General features: G+C 66.2%; 18 protein-coding genes. 6 read left to right on the top strand and 12 right to left on the bottom strand.

The window, feature by feature from the left end:
* Nucleotide 1: 1 nt before the first annotated feature.
* From nosD to ACZ48X_RS02465, 3 genes are read left to right on the top strand one after another with little or no spacing between them, the layout of a single operon-like run.
* Complete coding sequence (nosD, locus tag ACZ48X_RS02475; RefSeq protein ID WP_379762705.1) at nt 2-1,465, top strand: nitrous oxide reductase family maturation protein NosD; 1,464 nt, start codon at nt 2-4, stop codon at nt 1,463-1,465.
* Complete coding sequence (locus ACZ48X_RS02470) at nt 1,452-2,432, top strand: ABC transporter ATP-binding protein (RefSeq protein ID WP_336351156.1); 981 nt, start codon at nt 1,452-1,454, stop codon at nt 2,430-2,432. Before nosD ends, ACZ48X_RS02470 begins: the two co-directional genes overlap by 14 nt.
* Nucleotides 2,429-3,439 carry an ABC transporter permease gene (locus tag ACZ48X_RS02465; protein ID WP_336351157.1) on the top strand — a complete coding sequence of 337 codons (1,011 nt, stop codon included), beginning with the start codon at nt 2,429-2,431 and terminating at the stop codon, nt 3,437-3,439. The genes ACZ48X_RS02470 and ACZ48X_RS02465 overlap by 4 nt, the downstream gene beginning before the upstream one ends.
* A gap of 174 nt (nt 3,440-3,613) precedes the next feature.
* On the opposite strand, the gene ACZ48X_RS02460 is transcribed toward ACZ48X_RS02465, so the two are convergent.
* From ACZ48X_RS02460 to ACZ48X_RS02445, 4 genes are all read right to left on the bottom strand, one after another.
* Nucleotides 3,614-4,324, bottom strand: a complete 711-nt coding sequence (locus ACZ48X_RS02460; RefSeq protein ID WP_336351158.1) for a helix-turn-helix domain-containing protein — start codon at nt 4,322-4,324, stop codon at nt 3,614-3,616.
* A gap of 57 nt (nt 4,325-4,381) precedes the next feature.
* Nucleotides 4,382-5,509, bottom strand: coding sequence for a zinc-binding dehydrogenase (locus ACZ48X_RS02455; RefSeq protein ID WP_336351159.1), 1,128 nt, complete (start codon nt 5,507-5,509; stop codon nt 4,382-4,384).
* Nucleotides 5,506-5,916, bottom strand: a complete 411-nt coding sequence (locus ACZ48X_RS02450) for a nuclear transport factor 2 family protein (RefSeq protein ID WP_336351160.1) — start codon at nt 5,914-5,916, stop codon at nt 5,506-5,508. Before ACZ48X_RS02450 ends, ACZ48X_RS02455 begins: the two co-directional genes overlap by 4 nt.
* Before the next feature lie 133 nt (nt 5,917-6,049).
* Nucleotides 6,050-7,498 (bottom strand): aldehyde dehydrogenase family protein, encoded by a 1,449-nt coding sequence (locus ACZ48X_RS02445; RefSeq protein WP_336351161.1) that lies wholly within the window; start codon nt 7,496-7,498, stop codon nt 6,050-6,052.
* Between the two features lie 140 nt (nt 7,499-7,638).
* On the opposite strand from ACZ48X_RS02445, the gene ACZ48X_RS02440 reads away from it, so the two are divergent.
* A complete protein-coding gene (locus tag ACZ48X_RS02440) occupies nt 7,639-8,757 on the top strand; it encodes a mandelate racemase/muconate lactonizing enzyme family protein (protein ID WP_336351162.1) in 1,119 nt (372 codons plus the stop codon).
* A gap of 3 nt (nt 8,758-8,760) precedes the next feature.
* Here the strand turns inward: ACZ48X_RS02440 and ACZ48X_RS02435 are convergent, their stop codons facing one another.
* The 5 genes from ACZ48X_RS02435 to ACZ48X_RS02415 all read right to left on the bottom strand — a co-directional run bounded on the left by ACZ48X_RS02435 (nt 8,761) and on the right by ACZ48X_RS02415 (nt 16,036).
* The gene (locus ACZ48X_RS02435) at nt 8,761-10,224 is read right to left on the bottom strand and encodes a CoA-acylating methylmalonate-semialdehyde dehydrogenase (RefSeq protein ID WP_336351163.1); all 1,464 of its coding nucleotides are present in this window, start codon (nt 10,222-10,224) and stop codon (nt 8,761-8,763) included.
* Nucleotides 10,225-10,412: 188 nt separating this feature from the next.
* Entirely contained in the window at nt 10,413-12,485 is a 2,073-nt protein-coding gene (locus tag ACZ48X_RS02430) for an ABC transporter ATP-binding protein (protein ID WP_336351164.1), read from the bottom strand.
* A complete protein-coding gene (locus ACZ48X_RS02425) occupies nt 12,482-13,366 on the bottom strand; it encodes an ABC transporter permease (protein ID WP_336351165.1) in 885 nt (294 codons plus the stop codon). The genes ACZ48X_RS02430 and ACZ48X_RS02425 overlap by 4 nt, the downstream gene beginning before the upstream one ends.
* Entirely contained in the window at nt 13,367-14,323 is a 957-nt protein-coding gene (locus ACZ48X_RS02420; RefSeq protein WP_336351166.1) for an ABC transporter permease, read from the bottom strand. It abuts the gene before it with no gap.
* Nucleotides 14,324-14,344: 21 nt separating this feature from the next.
* A complete protein-coding gene (locus ACZ48X_RS02415; RefSeq protein WP_336351167.1) occupies nt 14,345-16,036 on the bottom strand; it encodes an ABC transporter substrate-binding protein in 1,692 nt (563 codons plus the stop codon).
* Nucleotides 16,037-16,298: 262 nt separating this feature from the next.
* Here ACZ48X_RS02415 and ACZ48X_RS02410 point away from each other — a divergent pair, with 262 nt between their 5' ends.
* Nucleotides 16,299-17,351: an alcohol dehydrogenase catalytic domain-containing protein gene (locus ACZ48X_RS02410; RefSeq protein ID WP_336351168.1), complete on the top strand. Its 1,053-nt coding sequence runs from the start codon at nt 16,299-16,301 to the stop codon at nt 17,349-17,351.
* Nucleotide 17,352: 1 nt separating this feature from the next.
* Here ACZ48X_RS02410 and ACZ48X_RS02405 read toward each other — a convergent pair whose 3' ends face one another.
* From ACZ48X_RS02405 to ACZ48X_RS02395, 3 genes are all read right to left on the bottom strand, one after another.
* Entirely contained in the window at nt 17,353-18,498 is a 1,146-nt protein-coding gene (locus tag ACZ48X_RS02405) for a mandelate racemase/muconate lactonizing enzyme family protein (RefSeq protein ID WP_336351169.1), read from the bottom strand.
* 93 nt (nt 18,499-18,591) lie between these two features.
* The gene (gene aldA, locus ACZ48X_RS02400) at nt 18,592-20,031 is read right to left on the bottom strand and encodes an aldehyde dehydrogenase (protein ID WP_336351170.1); all 1,440 of its coding nucleotides are present in this window, start codon (nt 20,029-20,031) and stop codon (nt 18,592-18,594) included.
* 224 nt (nt 20,032-20,255) lie between these two features.
* Nucleotides 20,256-21,563 carry an SAF domain-containing protein gene (locus tag ACZ48X_RS02395; RefSeq protein ID WP_336351171.1) on the bottom strand — a complete coding sequence of 436 codons (1,308 nt, stop codon included), beginning with the start codon at nt 21,561-21,563 and terminating at the stop codon, nt 20,256-20,258.
* A gap of 527 nt (nt 21,564-22,090) precedes the next feature.
* Here ACZ48X_RS02395 and ACZ48X_RS02390 point away from each other — a divergent pair.
* Complete coding sequence (locus ACZ48X_RS02390; protein ID WP_336351172.1) at nt 22,091-22,882, top strand: IclR family transcriptional regulator; 792 nt, start codon at nt 22,091-22,093, stop codon at nt 22,880-22,882.
* The last annotated feature ends 112 nt before the right edge of the window (nt 22,883-22,994 follow it).

Genomic DNA, 22,994 nt, shown 5'->3' with positions numbered 1-22,994 from the left:
GATGCCCTCGTGGAGCATCGCCGCTCGCGTTCCCCCCGTCGACGTCCTGGTCGAACGCGGGTTCGCGGTCGCCGCGGTCGTCGCGGTCGCGGCGCTCGTCGTCGTCGGCGCGGTCGCGCCGGCCGTGACGGGCGCGAGCGGGGCCCCCCAGATGGCGACCGGTGGCGTCGAGGACCGAGCGGCGAGCCATCCGCCGCTCGCGTACGACGCGCCCGTCGAGGAGCGCGACGTGGACTTCGACCCGCCGACGCGCGACGGCGAGGTCCGCGTCGACGGCGAGCGCTTCGAGACGCTCGCGGCCGCGCTCGACGCCGCGACGCCGGGGGCGACCGTCGTCGTGGACGGCGTCGTCGAGGGGAACGTCACCGTCACGACGCCGAACGTGACGATACGGAGCGCCGACGGCGGTTGGGGGGTCGTCGACGGCCACGGGAGCGGTGACGTGCTCACCATCGAGGCCGACGACGTCACGGTCTCGCGGCTCTGGGTCCGGAACTCGGGGCGCGACGCCGCCGGGAACGACGCCGGCGTCTGGATAGCGGGCGACGACGTCGTCGTCCGCGACAGTCGCGTCACCGAAACCACGTTCGGCGTCTGGGTCGACGGCACGAGCGGCGCCGTGGTCGCGAACACGACCATCGTCGGCCGCGACCAGGTCGCCGACCGCGCCGAACGCGGGAACGGGATCCAGCTCTGGCGCGCCGAGGACGCTCGCGTCCGCGACAACCGCATCACGGACGCTCGCGACGGCATCTACTACTCGTGGGCGAGCGACGTGGTCGCGACCGGGAACGCGCTCTGGGACCTCCGGTACGGCGTCCACTACATGTACAGCGACGACTGCGTCCTCAGGGAGAACGCCGCGTTCGGGAACGACGTCGGGTACGCGCTCATGGTCAGCGAGGACCTCGTCATCGCGAACAACACCGCCGTGAACAACACCGGGCGGTCGGGGCACGGCCTGATGGTGAAGTCCATCGACGACTCCACCATCACCGGGAATCACCTCGTGGGGAACGACAGGGGCCTGTTCGTGTACAACTCGCTGCACAACGAGCTCGCGTACAACCTCGTGCTCGCGAACGACGTCGGCGTGCACCTCTCGGCGGGCAGCACGGACGAGCGCGTGCATCACAACTCGTTCGTCGACAACCGCGACCCGGTGCTGGCGGACGTCGGCGAACACGTCGTCTGGAACGAGTCCGCGGGGAACTACTGGGCGGACGCGACCGTGCGTGACGTCGACGACGACGGCGTGAGCGAGGTCCGGCATCGACCCGAGGGACTCGTCGACAGCCTGGCGCGCGAGCACCCGCTCGTCGCGGTGTTCGCGCGCTCGCCCGCGGTCGGCGTGCTCGAGCTCGCGGAGAGCCAGGTGCCGCTCGTCCGCTCGCCGGGCGTGGTCGACGAACGACCGCTCGCGACGCCGGTTCACGACTGGAGGCGATACTATGATCGAGATTAGGAACGTCACGAAGGCGTACGGCGACGTGGTGGCGCTCGACGGCGCGTCGATGTCCGTCGACGAGGGAGCGACGGTCGGACTCGTCGGGACGAACGGTGCTGGGAAGACGACGCTGTTCCGCCTGCTCGTCGGGCACGCGACGCCCGACGACGGGACGGTCCGGGTCGCCGGGCGCGAACCGACCGAAGGGCCCGCGCTCCGCGAGCGCGTCGGGTTCGTCCCCGAGGACGCGGCGTTCGACCCGCGGCTCACCGGCCGTGAGGTCCTCGAGCTGCACGCGCGCCTCCGCGGCGTCCCGGGCGACGACCGGGCGGAGCGCGTCGAGCGCGTGCTCGCGACGGTCGGCCTCGCCGACGCCGCGGACCGCCGCGTCGAGGGATACTCGAACGGGATGACCCAGCGGCTCGCGGTCGGGACCGCGCTCGTCCGCCGTCCGGCCGTCCTCCTGCTGGACGAACCGACCGCCGCGCTGGACCCGCGCGGCGTCGAGGCGCTGCATCGGGTCGTCGACCGCATCCGCGAACGCACGAGCACCACCATCGTCGTCTCCAGTCACGTCCTCGACGAGGTCGACCGGCTCTGCGAGCGCGTCGTCGTCCTCGACGACGGCCGGGTGCAGGCGCGCGGGTCGGTCGCGGACCTCGCGACTGACGCTGCCGACGCCGTCGAGGTGCGCTTGCGGCCGGTGGACGGCGACGCGCGTCGCGCCGCCCACGACGCCGTCAGGGACGCGATAGCCGACGCGCCGTCGGACGGCGCGGTCGAGTCCCGCGGCTGTACGCTCGTCGTCGAGTGCCACCGGGCGGTCGCGTTCGACGTCGTTGCGGCGGCCCGTGACGCCGCCGCGCTCGACGGGTTCGAGGTCGAGGAGCCAGGGCTCGAGGACGCGTTCGCGGCCGCGGTCGACGACGCTGCGATGGTCGACGACCCCGCAGTCGCGACGACGAACGGAGGTGATCGTGCGTGACCGCTCCAGATGACGAGCCGACGCGGGGCGGCGGCGAGTCCGACGCCCGCGGCCCGCGACCCGATGGGGGTGTCGGCGAGGTGCCGGACACCGGCGTCGGCCGAGCGCTCGCGTCGCGGCGCGTCCGCGACGACGGTGCCGCCTCCGAGACGGAACGACCGCTGACGGGGCGAGAGGCGAGCGAACGCACAGCGTCGACGGGACGGGCCGCGTCGCGCCGCGAAGCGGTCGTGGGGTTCGCGCGCCGCGAATATCGCGTCGCGGCGCGGTCGCGGTGGCCGGTCGGGCTCGCGGCGCTGTTCGCGGCGTTCACCGTCGGCGTCGTGCAGTACGGCGCGAGCGGTGCCGGCGCGAGCACGGTTCCGGCGGTCGTCGCGTCCGTCGCCGCGTTGTCGACGTACGTCGTCCCGCTCGCCGCGCTCGCGTTCGGGTACGCGACCGTCGTCGGCCCTGCGACCCGCGGCGAGCTCGACGTACTGTACGCGCTCCCGGTCCCGCGCTGGACCGTCGTCGTCGGCGCCTTCGCCGGTCGCGCGCTCACGTTCACCGGCGCGGTCTGCATCGGGTACGCGTTCGGTGGCGCCGCGCTCTACCGCGTCGGCGGCCTCGACGCCGTGAACGCGTTCCTGCCGACGGTCGCCGCGGCCGTCCTCGCGGGCGTCGCGTTCCTCGCGATAGCGGTGCTGGTGTCGACCGTGGCGGGCGAGAAGGCGAGCGCACTCGGTGGCGTGCTCCTCGCGTGGGCGTGGTTCGTCCTCGTCCACGACGTGGTCTCGCTCACCGCGGTCGTCGTCCTCGACCTGCCCGCGAGCGCACTCGCGGCGCTCGTCGCCGCGAACCCAGCGGACTGCCTGCGCGTCCTCGGGATGGCCGGCGTCCCCAGCGCAAGTGGCGCAGCAGGGGCGCTCGGCGCGACCGCGGTTTCGGTACCGGTTGTCGTCGTCGCCCTACTTGCGTGGATAACGCTCGCACTCGCCGCCGCAGCACGGAGCACCTCGACCCGCTGAGCGAGAAGACGGACTCCGAGTCCCATCCGGCCACATCGCACGGGAGCAACGACGCGACCGAGATAGTATCAGATACATTCGTATATATGTATTCTTATGGTTGGGCGGCTTTCGATTGTGCTTCGGAACCAACACGGCGGTCAGTGCGAGTCGAGGGCGACAGCGCGCCCGTCCTCACTCGTCGTTCGCGACCGCGATGTTCACGTACTGGATGAAGAACTCCATGATGTGCTGTTCCGCTTTCCTGAGATGCTGTGACGCCGTGGTCTTGGCGATTCCGAGGTCGTCTGCGATCTCCTGAAGCGTGCTCCCGCGTGGGATATCGAAGTAGCCCGCTTCCAAGGCCTTGTTGAGCACCATGCGACGACGCGGGGTGATGGTCTCGAACACCTCGCTCCACTCCGTGACGCTCGGCGTAATCTGGCGCTGGAAGTCCGACGAGACGTACTCGATCTTGACCGGGCCGAAGCGCTCCAGCAGACTGACAGCCTCGGACAAATCCTCCCGCGTTGTCAATAGAAGGTCGAAGCTTTCTTTCCCATTACGCAACTCGCCGAACCCACCGAGTGGGATGAATCCCTCGTGCAGCAACAGCTGGAGGGGCGTGTACTCGAAGTGCTGACTGCGGATGAAGAGGGTCGCCGAGAGCCGGTCGACCCCGCCGATGGAGTACCGCTCGAGGACGTCGATGGACGTCGTCGATTCGTGTTCTCGGATGGTCTCGACGACGTCGTCGTAGTCGTCCTCGGCGACCTCCAGCGCCAGCAGTCCGAAGTACCGGCGGTCGCGGAACGTCGACGCGAGGAACTCGCCGGAGACGTCGTACGCGGCGAGGCTACTGGTCCAGTCGTCCTCGTATCGGACGCTTAGCTTCGCGGTTAACATCGATCTCTCGAATCGGAGTTCCGGTCGAGGTCGTTCATCGGGCGTCAGTCCACATCGTCACCGCGACGGGATGAGTGTTGCCCGCGTCAGTTCGCGCCGTTCGGAGGCTTCGAGCGCGTCGTCGATGTCCTCGAGCGAGAACTCGGCGTCGATGAGCTGCTCGTAGGGGTAGTCGTCGATGGTGTTCGCGAGGAGTTCGAGCGCGTCGTAGAGCACCCACGGGTCGTACTCGACGGCGGTCGTGATGTCGATGGACTTCCGCGTGAGCTTCCCAGGGTCGAAGTCGACTTCGTGGCCGGGGCGGACGTTCCCCATCTCCAGGTAGCGCCCGCCCTTCCGGAGCAGTTCGATGCCTTCGACGAACGCTTCGGGGACGCCCGCGACCTCGATGGCGACGTCGGCGCCGACGCCGTCCGTGATCTCGTCGACGCGGGCGCTGCGTGCCTCGACGGAGTCGAGTTCGCGGAAGTCGATGACGTGGTCCGCTCCGAAGGCCTCGGCCTGGTCGAGGCGCTCGTCGACACCGTCGATGACGATGGTCTCCGCACCGAACTCGTTCGCGACGACCGTCGCGTTGAGGCCCAGCCCGCCCGCGCCCTGGACGACGACGGTATCGTTGTAGTCCACGCCGACCTCCTCGATACCGAACAGCACCTGCGAGAGCGCGCAGTTCGCGGCGGCGGCGACGTTGGGGTTGGCCTCGAGTTCCTCGGGGAGCTTGTAGAAGTGGTTGTCCGGGTAGATGTAGTAGTGCGTTCCCCAGGGCGCGTGGAAGTGCGGCCAGATCTCCGGCGACTTCCCGGTGTGTTCGTAGTCGTTGTCGCACGCGTAGAACTCGCCTCGTCGACAATACTCACAGGACTGGCACGTCTGGAAGTAGACCGGGGCGACCAGGTCGCCTTCCGCCACGGGGGTCCCGGCGCTGTCGGTCTCGACGTTCTCGCCGAGGTCGCTGATGCGACAGACGGCCTCGTGGCCGAGTACGCAGTCCTTGAGCGGGTGGTCGCCCTTCCAGACGTGGAGTTCGGACCCGCAGACGTTCGAGCGGACGACCTCCGTCACGACGGCGTTCGGGTCGGGTTCCGGGACCGGGTACTCGCGGAATTCGACGTCTCTCGGCCCGTCGAGGTAGACGAGGTGCCCGGTCTCGCCGTCGGCGCTCGGTCCGCTTGAGTCGGTGCTCATTCTGCCTCTGCGCGGACGTTGGGGACGTCCGCCGGGAGTTCGTCCACGTAGCCGCGGTAGTCGAGGTAGGCGCGGAAGGCGACGATCTCGTCGTCGTCGTTGAACTCCATCACGTCGCACAGCGGGACGCCGTTCGCTTCGCGCCCGACGGTGGTCTCGCCGTCGAGATACCCCTCACAGATGACAGTACTCCCGTCCTGATGGAAGTTCGTCATGTGGTGTTCGCCGCCGGTGAAGAACTCGGCGTTGTCGTCGTAGAACTGGCGGATGTCCGCCAGACCGCGGACGACGCCCGCCCGCGAGGAGTGAACGACTGGATCCTCACCGTACAGTTCCATGACGTCGTCTGTTCCCGCGTCCGCACTGTCCATCAGTTCGAAGTACCGTTTGGCAACGTCGACGCTCATCACTACAGACGAATGCCACGTGGTCCCATACTACTTGAGGCGAACATGGTTCCGCGTTTTTATACCCGCACCGGGACGCGGTTCGATGGTCACGGCGAGACGGCGAGCGACCTCGGGACCGAAGCGAGAGGGATTACTTCGGCGAGATGTCCGCGCAGACGTTCTTGACCTGCGTGTACGCGTCGACCGCAGCGAGCCCCTTTTCGCGACCGAACCCGCTCTCCTTGAAGCCGCCGAACGGCGTCTCCTCGCCGCCCGCGAACCATTCGTTGATGTAGACCTGCCCCGCGCGGACGTCGCGAGCGAAGCGGTGCGCGCGACCCATGTTCTGGGTGTGTATGCCGGCGACGAGCCCATAGTCGACGTCGTTCGCGAGCTCGATCGCCTCGGCTTCGGTACTGAACTCGATGACAGAGAGAACAGGTCCGAAGATCTCCTCCTGGGCGATACGCATGTCGTTGTCGACGCCCGTGAACACCGTCGGTTCGACGAAGTACCCGTCGCGGTCGAGGGCGTCGCCGCCGACGAGTGGCTCGCCCGCTTCCGCTCGCCCGATCTCGAGGTAGTTCGTGACCTTCTCGAAGTGCTCCTCGGAGACGAGCGGCCCCATGTCGGGGTCGGTCTCGCCGTTGTCGAGCGTCATCTCCTCGATGCGGTCGGTGAGGACGTCGAGGAACTCGTCCTTGACGTCCTCGTGAACGAGGAGTCTCGACCCGGCGGAGCAGACCTGGCCGGCGTTCGCGAAGATCCCCGTCATCGTGCTGTCGACCGCGCTATCGATATCCGCGTCCGGCCAGACGACGTTGGGGCTCTTCCCGCCGAGTTCGAGGTGGACGTTGGTGACGTTCTCGAGGGCCGACTTCCCGACCTCGATACCGGTGGGGACCGACCCGGTGAAGCTCACGCCGTCGACGTCTGGGTGCGCCGAAAGGGGCGCGCCTGCTTCCGCGCCGAACCCCGGCACGACGTTGAGGACGCCGTCGGGGATGCCGACCTCGGTGGCGAGCCGGCCGATCTCGACGGCGGTCAGCGGCGTCTGCTCGGCGGGTTTGACGACGGCCGTGTTCCCCGTCGCCAGTGCGGGCGCGACGCTTCGGCCGAAGATGTTCGTCGGGAGGTTCCACGGGATGATCTGCGCGGTCACCCCGAGGGGTTCCCGGACCGTGTAGTCGACGTAGTCGTCGGTGAGGGGGATCGAATCGCCGTGGACCTTGTCGGCGACGCCCGCGTAGTACTCGAAGTAGCGCGCACAGGTCTCCACGTCGGCGCGAGCGTGCGAGAGCGGTTTGCCGTTGTCGCGCGTCTCCAGCAACGCCAGGCTCTCCTGTTGGGCGCGGATCGCCTCAGCGAGGTCGTCGAGCAACCGGCCCCGCTCCTGGGGCGGGGTCGACGACCAGTCGTCGAAGGCGTCGTTCGCGGCGGTCACGGCTCGGTCGACGTCCGCTTCGCGCGCCCGGGCGACCGCTCCAACCGCCTCCTCCGTCGCGGGGTTCAGCGTCTGAAATCGCTCGCCTGCCGCTGCAGGAACGAGCTCTCCGTCGATTAGAAGGTCGTACGTTCGGCTTTCCGTCTCCGTTTCCATGAGGAACTCGAGGGGCGGACGGGCAATCGGGGTTCTGCTGAACATGTCCCCCGGTTCAAACCATGGGGCGTGGCACGGCCGCGGCCCGGACATGTGTTGGTGAATCCTTAACGTACCAGGGCTGGCACGTCTTGACGAGCATGGAGATAACGGACGTCAACCAGTATCACCTGCAGTACGACATGGCCGATAGTTTCCAGCCTGCGTGGAAACCGGGGTTCGAACAGACGGAGCACGAGGTTCTCCTGTTCGAACTCGAGACCGACGCCGGCATCTCGGGGGTCGCGACCGCGTCCGGCTTCGCCGGCCGGATGGACTACCTCGAACTCGCCGAGATGTTCCTCGTGGGCGAGGACCCCCGCGAGATCGAGTCGCTCGTCGAGAAGCTCGACCCGCTGAACCTGTGGGGGCCGCGGCCGTGGCACTTCGAGGTCGCGCTCTGGGACATCGTCGGCAAGGACGCCGGCAAACCGATCTACGAGCTACTCGGTGGAAGCGGTGACCCGATTCCGGCGTACGCGTCGACCGGTGAGCGCCAGGGCGTCGACGAGCGCCTGGCGTACGTCGAGGACCGCGTCAGCGAGGGGTTCGAGGCGGTGAAGCTCCGCTGTCACGGCGACGACCCCGCGCCGGATCTCGAGGTGGCGCGACGGATCCGCGAGGCGTACCCCGACCTGACGCTGATGATGGACGCGAACATGGGCTGGAGCGTCCCGATGGTCGACGTCGAACCGTGGTCGTTCGACGACGCGCTCTCGGTCGCCCGCGAACTGGAAGAGATCGGGAACGTCGGGTGGCTCGAGGAGCCCCTCGACCGCCGGAACTACGAGGGCCTGGCGCGGTTGCGCGAGAAGACCGACGTCCCGATCGCGGGCGGCGAGTTCAACAACGGCGTCCATCACTTCCGAGAGTTCATCAAGCAGGGGTCGCTCGACGTCCTGCAACCCGACGCGGTGCTGGCGACGGGCATCAGCGGCGGGAAGAAGGTCGCTGCGATGGCGGACACGCACGGGCTCGAGTTCGCGCCGCACACGTGGAACGACGGCCTCGGGTTCGTCGCGAACCTCCACCTGCTCGCCGCGACGGGCGCGCGCTGGTGCGAGTACCCCCTCGACCCGCCGGGCTGGACGCCCGAGTCCAGGGACTTCCTGCTGGAGAAACCGGTCGTCGCCGAAGACGGCGCGGTCAGTCCACCCGATGGCCCCGGACTGGGCGTCGACCTGGACTGGGACCTGATCGAGGAACTCGACGCGTCCTGACGCTCAGGACTGGTCCGGCCAGCGTTCGAGGTAACTCATCTTGTCGGTGTAGAAGTTGATCATGTCCTGGCCCTGCGCGTGCAGGTCACCGAAGAACGAGTCCTTCCGGCCGCCGAACGAGAAGTACGCCATCGGCGCGGCGGTGCCGAGGTTGACGCCGAGGTTCCCGGCCTCGACCTCGTGCTTGAAGCGATTCGCCTTGTGGCCGCTGTCGGTGAAGAGGCTCGCGGCGTTCCCGAAGTCGCTCCGGTTCACGACGTCGACCGCCTCGTCGAAGTCCGCGACGCGGACGAGCCCCATGATGGGCCCGAAGTGCTCCTCGCGAGCGATCGTCATGTCGGGCGTCACCTCGCCGAACAGCGTCGGGCCGATGAAGGTGCCGTCGTAGTCGTCGACGGTGACGTCGCGGCCGTCGACGAGGAGCTCCGCGCCCTCCTCGATGCCAGACTCGACGTACCCGCGCACGGTCTCGAGGTGGTCGTCGCTGATGATGGCGCCGATGTCGACGCCGTCGTCGAGCCCGTACCCGACCGTCTGCTCGCGGGTCTGCGCGGCCAGTTCCGCGGCGAACTCGTCGTAGACGCTCTCCTCGACGACCATCACGTCGTTCGATAGACAGCGCTCGCCGGCGCACGCGCACGCCGACGCGACGGTCTTCTCTGCGGCGTACTCGACGTCCGCGCTCTCCGTGACGATGATGTGGTTCTTCGCACCGCCCTGGGCCTGCACGCGCTTGCCGTGCTCTGCGGCGGTCTCGTAGATGTGCCGCGCGATCGGCGTGCTCCCGACGAACGAGACGCCCTCGATGCCGTCGTGCTCGAGCATCGCGTTCACGGTGTCGGGGCCGCCGTTGACGAGCTGGACGACGCCGTCCGGGAACCCGGCCTCGTCGACGAGCTCGAAGATGCGCTGCGTGACGAGGGGATCCTGCTCGCTGGGTTTGAGGATGAAGCTGTTCCCAGTGGCGACGGCGTGCGGGAGGAACCACAGCGAGATCATGACGGGGAAGTTGAACGGCGTGATGCCGACGAACGTCCCGATCGGTTCGCGCACTGCCGTCTCGTCGATGTTCGGTGCGGCGTTCGGGAGGTTCCCCGCCTGCATCATCGTGGGGATGCCACAGGCGGTCTCGACGTTCTGGATGCCCCGGCGGATCTCGCCGCGAGCCTCCGCTCGCGTCTTCCCGTGCTCCATCACGAGGAGCTCGGTGAGTTCCTCGATGTGCTCGTCGAGCAGTTCCTTCAGGCGGAACAACGGCTGAACGCGCTCCTCGACGGCGGTGTGCCGCCAGTCCTCGAAGGCCTCGTTGCTCGTCTCGACGGCAGCGTCGAGGTCGTCCTCGTCACTGAAGGGCAGATACGCCAGTTCTTCACGTGTCGCCGGGTTGACGACCGCTTGCCCGTCCGCGCTCGATGGCGTCTGCCATGCCCCGTCCACGTAGTTCTGTACCTCGTCCTCCTCGCTCAACGTTGTAGGAAGCACTGTTGTTCACAAACACCGTTCGTAATCGCATAAGTGTTGTGAATACTGTGAATATACTACGAAGAATGTTGGTATCTGAGATTTTCGGAGATATTTCTGGCCGAACAGTGGGCTTGTGCTGCAGGCGGTCTGGGCCATTCGCCCGTGTTCTCGACGACGCGTGACCCGGGGGTTCAGCCCTGGTCGAACGTCGCGTCGAGCGACTCGCTCATCTCTTCCTCCGAGAGGTGACACCCGATGCAGTGACCGTCACCGTCGCCTTCGAGTTCCGGATCGTCCGTCTCGCACACCTCCCCGATCTTCTGCGGGCAGCGCGTGTTGAACGAGCACCCGCTCGGGGGATTGCGCGCGTCCGGCACGTCGCCGTCCAACCGGATGCGGCTCTTCTCCTCGTGCGGGTCGAGCGTCGGGATGCTCGAGAGCAGCGCACGCGTGTAGGGGTGATACGGCGGCTCGAAGATCTGCTCGGTCGACCCGGTCTCGATTATCTCCCCGAGGTACATCACCGCCACGCGGTCACAGATCGCCTCGATGACGCTCAGGTCGTGACTGATGAGCAGGTACGACGTCCCGTACTCCTCGCAGAGCTCCTCGAGCAGGTTCAGGATGCTCGCCTGCACGCTCACGTCGAGCGACGACACCGGCTCGTCCAACACGATCAGCGACGGGTCCGCCGCGAACGCGCGCGCTATTGCAACCCGTTGCTGTTGCCCGCCGGAGAGTTCGTGTGGCTTCTTGTCGACGACGTCGCTCCCGAGGTTCACCTGATTCAGCAGTTCCTCCGCGCGAGCACGTCGCTCGTCGGCGGACCTGTCGGTGAACAACTTGAGCGGTCGCTCCAGGATCTGGCGGACGGTCCGGTTCGGGTTCAGACTCGACTCCGGATCCTGGAAGATTATCTGGCACGACGAACGGAACTCGTTGAGTTCCTGCTTCGAGAGCGAGTCGATGTCCGTCCCGTCGTACTCGATACTCCCGCTCGTCACCGTATGGAGCTTCAGGAGCGTGCGACCGAGCGTGCTCTTCCCACAGCCACTCTCGCCGACCAGTCCGACGGCCTCGCCCTCGTGGATGTCGAACGAGACGTCGTTCACGGCCTTGACCGGGTCGTGGTCGCCGATGAGGTTCTTGATGAACCCGCCCTCGTCGTAGTACTTGCGCAGGTTGTTGATGCTGAGGATGGGTTCGCCGGGCGTTCGATCCGAGGCTTGCTTCGCCGGCACGTCGATCGGGTTGTCGACGACGTCCTGCCAGTGCAAACACCGCGATTCGTGGTCGCGCTCGTCGTCCACCGATGCCATCTCGATGCCGCCGGTTCGACATTCCTCGGTCGCGAACTCGCATCGGTCCGCGAAAATACAGCCCTCAGGTATCGCGTCGAGTTCCGGAATCCGACCCGGAATCGGCTTGACCTCCTTGTCCGCGCCGATCTCCGGCGTCGTCGCCAGCAGCGCCTGCGTGTAGGGGTTCGCGGGCGTGGTGAACACGTCCTCGACCGGTCCCTTCTCCAGCATCTCACCAGCGTAGAGGATGTTCACTCGGTCGGCGATCTCCGAGATGACGCCGAGGTTGTGCGTTATGAGCAGGATTCCGGCGTCGTACTCGGCTTTGAGATCCTCGACGAGGTCGAGGAACTTCGCCTGCGTCGTCACGTCCAGCCCGGTCGTCGGCTCGTCGAGGATGAGGAGGTCCGGATTACACGACAGCCCGATCGCCAGCAGCGCGCGCTGCTGTTGACCGCCCGAGAGCTCGTGGGGATACCGGTCGGCGATCCCCGCGGGGTTCGGGAGGTTCACTTGCTCCAGGACGTCGTGCACGCGTCGCGTGCCCTCCGCGTCGCTATCGATGTCCTGATGGAGTTCGATGGTCTCCCGGATCTGCGCGCCGATGGTCATGCTCGGGTTCAGCGAGCTCGACGGGTTCTGCGCGACGTGCGCGATGCGGTTCCCGCGTATCGACCGGAGGTCTCGCTTCGACGCCGACAGCAGATCCTCGCCCTCGAACGTGATCGAGCCGTCGTCGACCCAGCCGTTCGCGTCCAGATACTGGACGATAGCGAGCGCGAGCGTGCTCTTCCCGCTCCCGCTCTCGCCCGCGAGTCCGACGGTCTCGCCCTTCTCCACGGCGAGCGAGACGTCGCGTAACGCGTGAATGTTGCCATCAGCGACCTCGAACTTCACGTCGAGGGAGTCGACACTGAGGAGCGTTTCCTGCTCGCTGCGTCGGGACTGCGTCTCCATACTCATGAATGATCACCCACTTCGCGCGGGTCCAAGACGTCCCGCAAGCCGTCGCCGATGAGGTTCGTCGCCATCACCGTGAGCAACAGCGCGACGCTCGGCCAGATGAGGAACCACGGCGTCTGGTAGATGTGGTCTCTCGCCGTCGCGATCATGAACCCCCAGTCCGGGTTCGGCGGCCCGGCACCGAGACCGAGGAAGGACAGCGACGTCCCGATCATGATGGCGTATCCGACGCGCACCGACCCCTCGACGACGATCGGGCCGGTGACGTTCGGGAGGATCTCACGGAAGAGGATGTACGGACTCGATTCACCGCGCGCCTTCGCCGCCAAGACGTACTCCTCCTCGCTGACGGAGAGCGTCGCGGAGCGCGTCACGCGAGCGATCCGTGGCGCGTACACGACGCCGATCGCCATGACGACGTTGAGGATGTTCGAGGGAAGGACGACGAGGATGAGGAGGCCGAGCAGGAGCGTCGGCACGCTCATGATGATGTCCATGATCCGCATCAGGATCTCGTCGACGCGGCCCTTCGCGTACCCGGCGGTCAACCCGATCGGGACGCCCACGAGGAGTGCGAGCGCCGTCGCCCCGAACCCGAGCAGGAGGCTCGTTCGGCCGCCCAGGATGACTCGCGACAGGAGATCCCGACCGAGGTGGTCGGTGCCCAGGAGGAACTGCCCGCCGGGTCCCGCGTACCGGTCGGCGACGTGCGTCGCCGTCGGGTCGTACGGCGCGACGGTCTCACCGAGGATCGCGACGAGCGCGATCGGGAGCAAGATCGCGAGTCCGAGACTTATACGGCGGTTACTCAGGAGGTTCCCCACGATCGGGGGCAGGTCGAATCCGCTCGAGTCGGTCGACGTTGAGGTGTCAGTAGCCATCTATTCGTCCCCCAGACTGATTCGTGGGTCGAGCAGCGTGTAGACGATGTCCGCTGCGAAGTTGGCCATGATGAACGCGATCGTCGGCACCAGGATGCCGGCTTGGATGACCGGGAGATCACGGTTGTCTATCGCTTGCACGATGAGCTCGCCGATGCCTGGGAACGCGAATATCTGTTCGATGATGACGACGCTTCCCATCATCCACCCGAAGTTCAGCGCGAGCACGGTGACCGTCGGGAGGAGGCCGTTGCGGAGTCCGTGCTTGAACAGGACGTTGCGTTCGGCGACGCCCTTGAGTCGCGCCGTTCGGATGTAGTCCGATTCGAGCGTTTCGACCATCGAGGACCGCGTCTGCCGGAGGACGTACGCGAGGATGATGGTGTTCATCGCGATCGCGGGCAAGAGGAGATGATGGAGCCACGGGACGACGCCGTCGCTGATCGGGACGAACCCGCCCTTGGGGAAGAGGTCAAGCGGTGGCGTCGTCAGGAACAACAACAGCAGGGTTGCACTGACGAAGGACGGGATACTGAGCCCGACGTAGGAACCGCTGGTCACGACGTGGTCGACGACGGTGTCGCGCTTGGCCGCCGCGACGATACCGAGCGGGATAGCGGCCACGACGGAGATGAGCATCGCGACAGCGGCTAGCTGGAGCGTCCGCAGCAACCGCGGCCAGACCATCTCCATCACCGGCTGTCCGGAGATGAGGCTATTCCCGAAGTTCCCGGTCACGGCCCCGCCGACGAAGTCGACGTACTGTACGGGCAGGGGGCGATCGAGTCCGAGATCTTCGTTCACTTGCTCGATCGCTGCGTCGGTCGCCTCCGTCCCGAGCACGATGTTCGCGGCGCTCCCGGGGAGGAGGGTCGTCACCCCGAAGACGACCGACACCACGATGAATATCGAGAGAAGCGCGATCGCGGTGCGCTTCACCAGATAGAGATAATTCATTGCTATGTCTCCTTTCTCTCGTTATTTATCGACAGCGCACTCGCTGAGGAAGTCCTTGATGTACGTGGGGTACAGGTCGTAGTTCTGTACGTAGTCCTTGTAGCCGCCGTAGATCTTCGGATGGAAGGTACCGACCCACGCACCTTCCTCGTGGTTGATGCGCTGCATCTCCTTCATCGCCTCGGCCTTCTCCTCCTCGCTCGTCGCCGACGTCGCCTTCGCGAACGCCTCGTCGAACGCGTCGTTGCTCCAGTTCGCCTCGTTCCAGGGGCCCTCCGAGCGGAGCGCGAGCTGTGGCACGGTGCTCCCGAGCACGCGCGTGGAGTAGTTCGTGATGTACCAGACGCCGTCCGTGTTCCAGTAATCGGACAGCCACGTCTCCTCGGTGAGCCGGTTGATCTCGAACTCGATACCGACCTGCTTCATCTGCTGCTGGAACAACTGCGCGATGACTTCCTTCGACGGAACGCCGTCGTCGTAGTGGAACGTCTTCATCTCGAGACCGTCGCCGTAGCCGGCTTCGGACAGCAGTTCCTTTGCTTTCTCGACGTTCGCCGTCGTCCCGAAGGTGTCGCCGACCGCCAGGTCGTCGTTGTAGTACGTGTGCACTGGCGTGACGCCGGAGTGATGGCCGAGGACGCCCTCGGGTGAGACCGCTTTGAGGATCTGTTCGCGGTCGAGCGCGTACTTGATCGCCTTCCGGACTTTCGGATTGTCAAGCGGTTCGACCGTCGTGTTCAGGACGATCGGGTACTGGAGCCCGGACGTCTGCTTGACGAGCGTCGCGTTGTCAGAGACGCGCCCGGCGACGTTGGGCGAGGTGCGACTGACGGCGTCGATACTCCCGTCGGACAGCGAGTTCGCGCGCTGGATGTTGTCCGAGAGGATGTTCCACTTGAGTTCGTCGAAGTACGGGAGCGGTTCGCCATCCACGCCCTCGATGTGGTAATCGTCGTTCGCACTGAACGTGATATCGTTCTTCTGATTCCAACTCTCGAGCTGGAGCGGGCCGGTCCCGTAGTCCGTGTCCTCCAGTTTCGCCGGGTCGTCGTCGAGAACGTCCTTCGGGACGATGAAGAACGCCCCGCCGGTCTCCGCGATGCGCTTCGTGAAGTTCAGGTCCGGTTCGGTGAGCTCGACCTCCACCGTCGTCTCGTCGACGGCCGAGAGCGACTCCACGCCGCTCAGGCTCGACGCGGACCCCGAGAACGAGTCCGACTTGAGGAAGTCGTAGGAGGCCTTCACGTCCGCGGCGGTCATCGTCTGGCCGTCCATGTTGTTGAACGCCGCGTCCTCGCGGAGGTTGAACGTCCAGACGGTGTAATCGTCGTTGGCCTCCCAGTCCTTCGCGAGGTTGGGCTCGACCTCGAAGGACTGGTTCACGCGCGTCAGCCGGTCGTACATCGCCTCGCCGAGGAGGTAGTCGGCGAGGAACCCGCGGAACGGCGACATCGTCTGGACGCCCTGCTGTGCGCCGACGACGAACGTGCCGCCGCGGGGCAGCGAGTCCGGCGTCTCCTCCGTTCCGTCGCCCGAGTCGTCGGATTGGATGGTGTCACCGCCGTCGCTCCCGCCGTCACCGCCGTCACCTTCTTCTCCGCCGCCCATGCAACCGGCGAGTCCGGTGATTCCGAGGGTTCCGAGGGTTCCGCCGAGTTTGAGGATCGACCGCCTGTCCGTCCCAACGGTTGTGTGACTGTCTCTCGATGGCATACGAGTCCTACCCATGAAATCCTTCATAATAAAACCTTGGTGGGTGCCGGAGACCTATAAGGAAATAAGGCAATTTTCGCACCGATTGAGATGGAGTACCCCCCGACCGCGCCCTCGTTCGAGCGACCAGCCACACGGTACTGCCTTGACGGCGCCACATATCCGAACGGCGTGAACTCGTCGCTGCCGCCGCGTCGAAGGAGCGGGACGGTCGGAGGTGTCCCGGGAAAGATTAATGACCCGGCCTGCGGTCGTCAGTGACATGCGAACTGCGGCAGTCCTCAACGAGTACGACGCACCGCTGTCCGTCACGGAGGTCGAATCCGTGACGCCGGGTGCGAACGGTATCGTCGTCGAAACAGACGCCTGCGGCATCTGTCGGAGCGACTGGCACGCCTGGAAAGGCCACTGGCCGTCCGTCCCCACCGACGACCACATCCTCGGGCACGAGCCCGCGGGCACGGTGACCGCCGTCGGCGACGACGTGGAGAACTTCGCGGTCGGCGACGACGTCGGCATTCCGTTCAACATCGCGTGCGGGCACTGTTCGTCCTGCTGGTCGGGCGACTCCCACCTCTGCTCGGACGGCCTGAGCCTCGGGTTCACCGGCGACCTCCCCGGTGCGTTCGCCTCCGAGTTCGCGATTCCGAACGCCGACTTCAACGCCGTCCACCTCCCAGACGGCATGACGGCCGTCGAGATGGCGGGGCTCGGCTGTCGGTTCGCGACCGCGTTCCACGGGCTCGCGCACAAGGCCGACGTGCACGCGGGCGACTGGCTCGCCGTCCACGGATGCGGAGGAATCGGGCTGTCGGCGGTCAACGTCGGTGCGGCGCTCGGCGCGAACGTCGTCGCCGTCGACCTGAACGAGGACGCCCTCGACCTCGCCGAACAGGTCGGCGCAACGGCGACCGTCACGGCCGGGGACACCGACGTCCCGAAGGCCGTGCAGGACGTCACGAACGGCGGGGCAAACGTCTCCGTCGACGCACTCGGGATCGCGGAGACGTGCCGGAACTCCATCGACTCCCTCGCCCAGCAGGGCCAACACGTCCAGGTCGGGATGACGACGGACGACGAGGCCGGCGAGATCTCGCTCCCGGTGGACGAGATGGTCGGTTCGGAACTCGAGTTCGTCGGCGTCAAGGGCATGCCGCCGAGTCGCTACCCCGAGCTCTTCAACATGATAGCTGGTGACAAACTCACGCCCGCGGACCTCGTCACGAACGAGGTCGCTCTAGACGACGTCTCGGATCGGCTCGCGTCGATGGACGACTACGGAACGCTCGGGATGGAAGTCGTCACCGAGTTCTGACTCAGGCGGTCGATTCGGACAGTTCTTCCACCAGGTCCCAGTCGAGGTCGATACCGAGGCCGGGGCCACTGGGTGGGACGATCGCGCCGTCTTCTGCGGTGAGTTGCTCCTCGAGCAGGAAGTCTCGCGTGTCGAGCGACCAACCCGGCGGCTCGATGGGGTACTCGCACCAGCTGGGGTTCGTGCACGCGAGCAACTGGACGTTCGCGGCGAACCCGATGCCGTCGTTCCACGTGTGCGGCGCGAACTGGAGCCCGTGCATGTCCGCGAGTCCCGCGATCAGTTTCGTCTTCGAGATGCCCGCGCTGAGCATGACGTCCGGCTGGAGGACGTCGAGCGCGTCGTGCTCGACGAACTCGCGGAACTGGTGGACGCCGTTGTTGAACTCGCCGCCCGCGATCGGAATGTCCGTCTTCTCGCGGAGGCGAGCGAGCCTCTCGTAGTTCCGTTGATTGAACGGTTCCTCGAGCCAGCCGATGTTCCCGATCTCCTCGAGGTCCCGCGCGACCGAGAGCGCGTCGTCGAACGTCCACGTCCCGCCGCCGGGATGCGCAAAACTCCACCCCATATTGAGGTCGACCATGATCTCGAGGTCGGGGTACGCCTCCCGGACGGCGCGGGCGACGGCAACGTCCTCGGCCATGTCGTCGGAGTGGAAGCGGAGCTTGATCGCCTCGAACCCCTCGTCGACGCGGTCGGCGACCCAGTCGAGGCGCTCGTCGACGGAGCGCAGTTCGCCGCTTGACGCGTACGCCGGGATCGGGTCGCCGTCCCCGCCGAGCAACTCGTAGATCGGTTTCCCGACCTCCTTGCCCTTGATGTCCCAGAACGCGATCTCGAAGTGCCACGGTCGCGGGCCGTAGGAGTTCAGCGACGCCAGATCGTCGAGTCGCTGTTCGATGTGGCGCGGATCCTCTCCGACGAGGTACTCCCTGGCGAGGTCGAGCGAATCGACGCGGGACGCGTCGCCCGTGACGGACGTGATGCCGCTGATGCCCGCGTCGGTCTCGACCTCGTAGAGCTGTACCTTGTGGACGTGCTGCTCGAGCTCCGGGTACCAGGAGGGCTCGAACGGCGCGTCCATCTCGTAGTCGATGTGGTATGAGTTGATGCCAGTTATCTCCATGCTATCTGTCGGTTGCTCCAACGAATCAGACTCTCGACGCGGCTGCACTTATGTCTTTGCCGGTGAGAAAACCCGGCGTCAGTGCCTCGTCGCTCGAATCCAGCGCCGGGCGCTCTAGCTGTAGTCGTGGTAGACGCTCTTGATCTGTGTGTACTTGAGGACGCCGTACTTGCCGTCGTCGCCGCCCATGCCGGAGTCGTTCCAGCCGATGTGGTGGCCCTGCCACGCTTCGCCGAGCGTCCGGTTCACGTAGGTCTCGCCGTAGTCCAGGTCGTCCACGGTCTGCATCGCGGTCTGGTAGTCCTCTGTGAAGACGTACGAGGAGAGCCCGTACCGCGACCGGTTCGCGTACTCGACGGCCTGGTCGACGGATTCGACGGTCACGATCGGCGTCACCGGCCCGAACACCTCCTGTTCGACGACGTCCATCGACGGGTCGACGTCGCCGAGGACGGTCGGCGCGTAGTAGTAGCCGGCCTCGAGGCTCTCGTCCGTGGGTGCCTCGCCCCCGGCGAGCAGCGTCGCACCGGCGTCGACGGCTGCTTCGACCGACGAATGCGTCCACTCGCGTTCGCCTTCGGATACCTGCGGGCCCATGTCGGGGTCGTCCTCGGGGGGGCCGAGTTCGAGCGCTTCCGTCGCGGCGACGTACTTCTCCGTGAACTCATCGGCGACGTCCTCGTGGACGAAGACGCGTTCGGCGCACGTACACACCTGCCCGGCGTTCGTGATGCGGGCGGTGAGGATGTCCTCGACGGCTGCGTCGACGTCGGCGTCCGCCGCGACGATCGCGGGTGCCTTCCCGCCGAGTTCGAGCGAGACCGGCGTGAGGTTCTGCGCGGCGGCCTCCATGATCTCCTTCCCGACGCGCGTCGACCCCGTCATCGTCACCATGTCCGTCTCGGGTGCCGTCACGAGCGCGTCACCGACGGCGCTGTCGCCGATGACGAGGTTCAGGAGGCCGTCGGGGAGGTCGAGTTCCTCGTCGAGAGCCTCGAACAGGCGGATCGTCGACAGTGGCGTCGTCGAACTCGGCTTCACGACGACCGCGTTCCCGGCGATGAGCGCCGGGAGGATCTTCCGCATCAGTACCGCGACCGGGTAGTTCCACGGGATGATGGCAGCGACGACGCCCATCGGATGGCGCTGTAACTGTATCTGTTCGTCGCGGCTGTCGCTCGGAACGATGTCGCCCTCGATCCGACGCCCCCAGCCGGCCGCGTAGTCGGCGAGCGTCAGCGTTCCCTCGACCTCACCGTGGGCCGCGGACCGCGGCTTCCCTTGCTCGGCCATCAGGACGTCCCCGATATCCTCGACGTGGTTCTCGATAACCGCACCGATGTCTCGGATGACCTCCGCGCGCTCGATGCCGGGCATGGCGCCCCATTCGTCCTGGGCGTCCTGCGCGGCCGAGAGCGCTTCCGCGACGAGCGCCTCGTCGGCGCTCGGGACGCTCGCTATCGTCTCCCCGGTCGCTGGGTTCAGTACGTCCACTTCTGGCGTGCCTGTTCGCCACGAACCGTCGATGTAGTGACCGCTCTCGGATACCTCCACGATACCGCTATTTCTGCGAGGGCGAGTATAATACTTCGGGGCCGCGCCAATGGTGCCGCCGACGCTCGGCCGACTGTTGGGTCGTCCGACCCACGAGACGACCGTTCCCGGAACCACATCCAGCGAACATGTGAGTGTCTTTCACACAAAAGCGGATGCGAACATAGCCCACCGTTTATTACCGAGACGACCGCTTGCTGTCGATCAGAGCCGCTTGCTGTCGGTCAGAGAAGCGATTCCTGGAGTTGGCGGAGGTGGTAGAGCGGTGAGTCGGTGTCGAGGCTGACGTCCGCGGCGGAGATGGGCTGGTCGGTGCTCACGGGCTGTTCGACGGTCGCGCCACAGAGCAGTTCGAACGGAACGAGGTCCGCATCGGACGCGACGTCGGCGTTCTGGAGGCGGCCGTATATCGTGTCACCACCACCGCCGACGATCGTCTCACCGGGTTCGAGGTCGCGTTTCGCCGCGGCGACGACCTCGGTTTTCTGTTCGGTCACGACGCCCGTCGGCTCGTCGTGGAGTCCGGCGAGAGCGACGCTGACCATCGTCTCCTGGGGCAGATGATAGGGGCGATGGAAGAGCTGGTACCGGCCGTTCGACGTCGTCTTGATGTTGTACCGCTGGCTCAGGTACGCCTGCGTCGACTCGTTCGTCGCCTCGGTCACGACGAACGCGCTCGGGTTCTGGTCGGTCGGCGTGACGGAGTCGATGACGCCCGACCGCTCGAGAACCCCGCCGTCCTCGACTGGTCTGAGCGTCTCGAGCATCCCGTCCTTGTCCGTCTCTGGCATGTGGACGCCGTCATCGTCGATCGGTAGTCCGAGGGCGTTCGCGGCCGCACAGAGCTCGACCGCCACCTTCGTTCCGTCGAGGAACGTGTTGTACATCCGTGCGTCCGGTTCGCTGTTCTCGATGAACGACTCGGGGAGGTCGTACCGCTGGAGGGAGTCCTCGTGCGTCGCGTGAGGCTTGAACGTCAGTTCCGTGCCCTGTCCCGCGGCCACGATGTCCAGGCCCTGGGTGCGCGCCCAGTCGACCATCTCGACGACCTGTGCCGGCTCGTCGCCGTACGCCATCGAGTAGGTGACGCCGCGGTACTCGGCGAAGCGAGCCAGCAGCGGGCCGATCGTCACGTCCACCTCGACGCTGACCATGACGACGTCGTTGCCGGCGTCGATCGCTTCCCACGCGTGGACGGCCGCCGCTTCAGCGTCACCGGTCGTCTCGATGACGACGTCCACCGGCGCACCAGCCGCCAGTGCACCATCGCTCGTTGCGACGCGGCGATCCGCCGCGAGAGCGCTCGCGATGCCGTCCGCGCTCTCTTCGATCGAGACGTCGTCGTCGGGGACGCCGGCCTTCCGGAACGCGTCCTCGGCTTTTCGTCGTTCGATGTCGGCGAGTATCGAGAGCTCGACGCCGGGTGTCTCCTCGATCTGGTAAGCGAGGTGCGATCCGTAGACGCCCGGCCCGATCAGGGTGACCGAGAGCGGGTTCCCTACTCGCGCCTCTAAGTCAGACACTACGTTCATCCGTGGTTGGTACTAACCGACACGGTAATTAAGTGTTTTGTAAGAGCTGTTATGTGAACCGGCGGCTGCCGGACGGCCCACAGTCGTTCGTCCGCCAGCGGCCCTCTGTCGCCCCGTTTCAGATAGTTCAAGCAAAGCGTACAGAGGAACGTGGTGAACCGAACCTGTCAGTTCTCCGCTGGAGAATCTCCTGCTCCCATCGTCCGACCGGGTAACTCGAGGGAGCGTGGAGAAGGCCCCCTGGACGGCCTCGAGTCCTCGCCCGGCGTGGGCTGGGCAGACCGAGCAATTCGGAGCGAAGGAGGCGACGGTTCGAACCGAGGTAGCCGATGACGCAGTACAGTCCGCAGAGACGGACCCCGACCGGCTGTCCGTGGCGTCTCCACGTGGAACGACCACCAATTCTCTATGAAAGAATACCATCGCGTCACGTGACGGGTCCGCTTTCGAGGAACGAGGTGCCCTCGGCGTCTCCGGGACGTCGTCGGGTCGATATGCTAATGATGGACGCGCCGCATTGTTCGACCATGCCAAATCACCCGGCGGACGACGAGCAGACCGGGATCAAGTCGGTCGATACGTCGCTGGACATCGTCGAGACCCTGACCACGGAGGGGCCGATGACCATCACCGAACTCGCGGAGGTGCTCGATCGATCGCCGAGCAACGTGCTCGCCCACCTCCGGACGCTCGAACGTCGCGGATTCGCTGTGAAGGAAAACGACCGCTATCGCCCCGGGCTCCGATACTACGAGGTGGGGAACAGCATCAAGGAGAACTATCCGCTGTACGTCCACGGGACCGACCCGGCGGACGATCTGGCGGCGGAGACGGGCGAGTACGTCTGGTTGATGGTCGTCGAGCAAGGGCTCGGGTACTATCTCTACAAGACCGGCGGCGAGGACGCCGTCGAAAGTGGCGCGTACACCACGGGGAGTCGCTGGCGTCTCAACGCGACCGCCAGCGGGAAGGTCGTCCTGGCGCACATGGACGAGGACGAACTGGACGACGTCCTCGAAACGCACGGTCTTCATTCGATGACGCCGAATACGATCGCGGACCGCGACGCACTGGAGGCGGAACTGGAGACCGTCCGCGAGCAGGGGTTCGCGCGGGACCGAGAGGAAGCGGCCGTGGGTATCCGCGGTGTCGCCGCTCCGGTCCGGGGACTGGATGGCGTCATCGGAACCGTCTCGCTCTCTGGGCCGGCCAGTCGCATCGAGGGCGAGTACTTCGAGTCGACGCTCCCGCAACTCGTCACCGAGACCGCGGACATCATTCGCATCAAGCACAACGGCGCGAGAGCGGTCGATCGGTGAGTGGGCGAGCCGGTCGCGTTCGGGCACCGGCAATCGTCAGTCGGCGTTTACGACGGATAATTCGGTCTCGGCGTGCAGCGGGCGACCTGAGGGCTATTGTGAGTGTGTGTAA

The sequence above is a fragment of the Halorubellus litoreus genome (assembly GCF_055378595.1).
This window is presented reverse-complemented; position numbering and strand designations above follow the sequence as displayed.

Bases quoted from the DNA above. Each gene is read 5' to 3' on its own strand.
- nosD (WP_379762705.1), top strand. From the start codon at position 2: ATGCCCTCGTGGAGCATCGCCGCTCGCGTTCCCCCCGTCGACGTCCTG.
- ACZ48X_RS02470 (WP_336351156.1), top strand. From the start codon at position 1,452: ATGATCGAGATTAGGAACGTCACGAAGGCGTACGGCGACGTGGTGGCG.
- ACZ48X_RS02460 (WP_336351158.1), bottom strand. From the start codon at position 4,324: ATGTTAACCGCGAAGCTAAGCGTCCGATACGAGGACGACTGGACCAGT.
- ACZ48X_RS02455 (WP_336351159.1), bottom strand. From the start codon at position 5,509: ATGAGCACCGACTCAAGCGGACCGAGCGCCGACGGCGAGACCGGGCAC.
- ACZ48X_RS02450 (WP_336351160.1), bottom strand. From the start codon at position 5,916: ATGAGCGTCGACGTTGCCAAACGGTACTTCGAACTGATGGACAGTGCG.
- ACZ48X_RS02445 (WP_336351161.1), bottom strand. From the start codon at position 7,498: ATGGAAACGGAGACGGAAAGCCGAACGTACGACCTTCTAATCGACGGA.
- ACZ48X_RS02440 (WP_336351162.1), top strand. From the start codon at position 7,639: ATGGAGATAACGGACGTCAACCAGTATCACCTGCAGTACGACATGGCC.
- ACZ48X_RS02430 (WP_336351164.1), bottom strand. From the start codon at position 12,485: ATGAGTATGGAGACGCAGTCCCGACGCAGCGAGCAGGAAACGCTCCTC.
- ACZ48X_RS02425 (WP_336351165.1), bottom strand. From the start codon at position 13,366: ATGGCTACTGACACCTCAACGTCGACCGACTCGAGCGGATTCGACCTG.
- ACZ48X_RS02420 (WP_336351166.1), bottom strand. From the start codon at position 14,323: ATGAATTATCTCTATCTGGTGAAGCGCACCGCGATCGCGCTTCTCTCG.
- ACZ48X_RS02415 (WP_336351167.1), bottom strand. From the start codon at position 16,036: ATGCCATCGAGAGACAGTCACACAACCGTTGGGACGGACAGGCGGTCG.
- ACZ48X_RS02410 (WP_336351168.1), top strand. From the start codon at position 16,299: ATGCGAACTGCGGCAGTCCTCAACGAGTACGACGCACCGCTGTCCGTC.
- ACZ48X_RS02395 (WP_336351171.1), bottom strand. From the start codon at position 21,563: ATGAACGTAGTGTCTGACTTAGAGGCGCGAGTAGGGAACCCGCTCTCG.
- ACZ48X_RS02390 (WP_336351172.1), top strand. From the start codon at position 22,091: ATGCCAAATCACCCGGCGGACGACGAGCAGACCGGGATCAAGTCGGTC.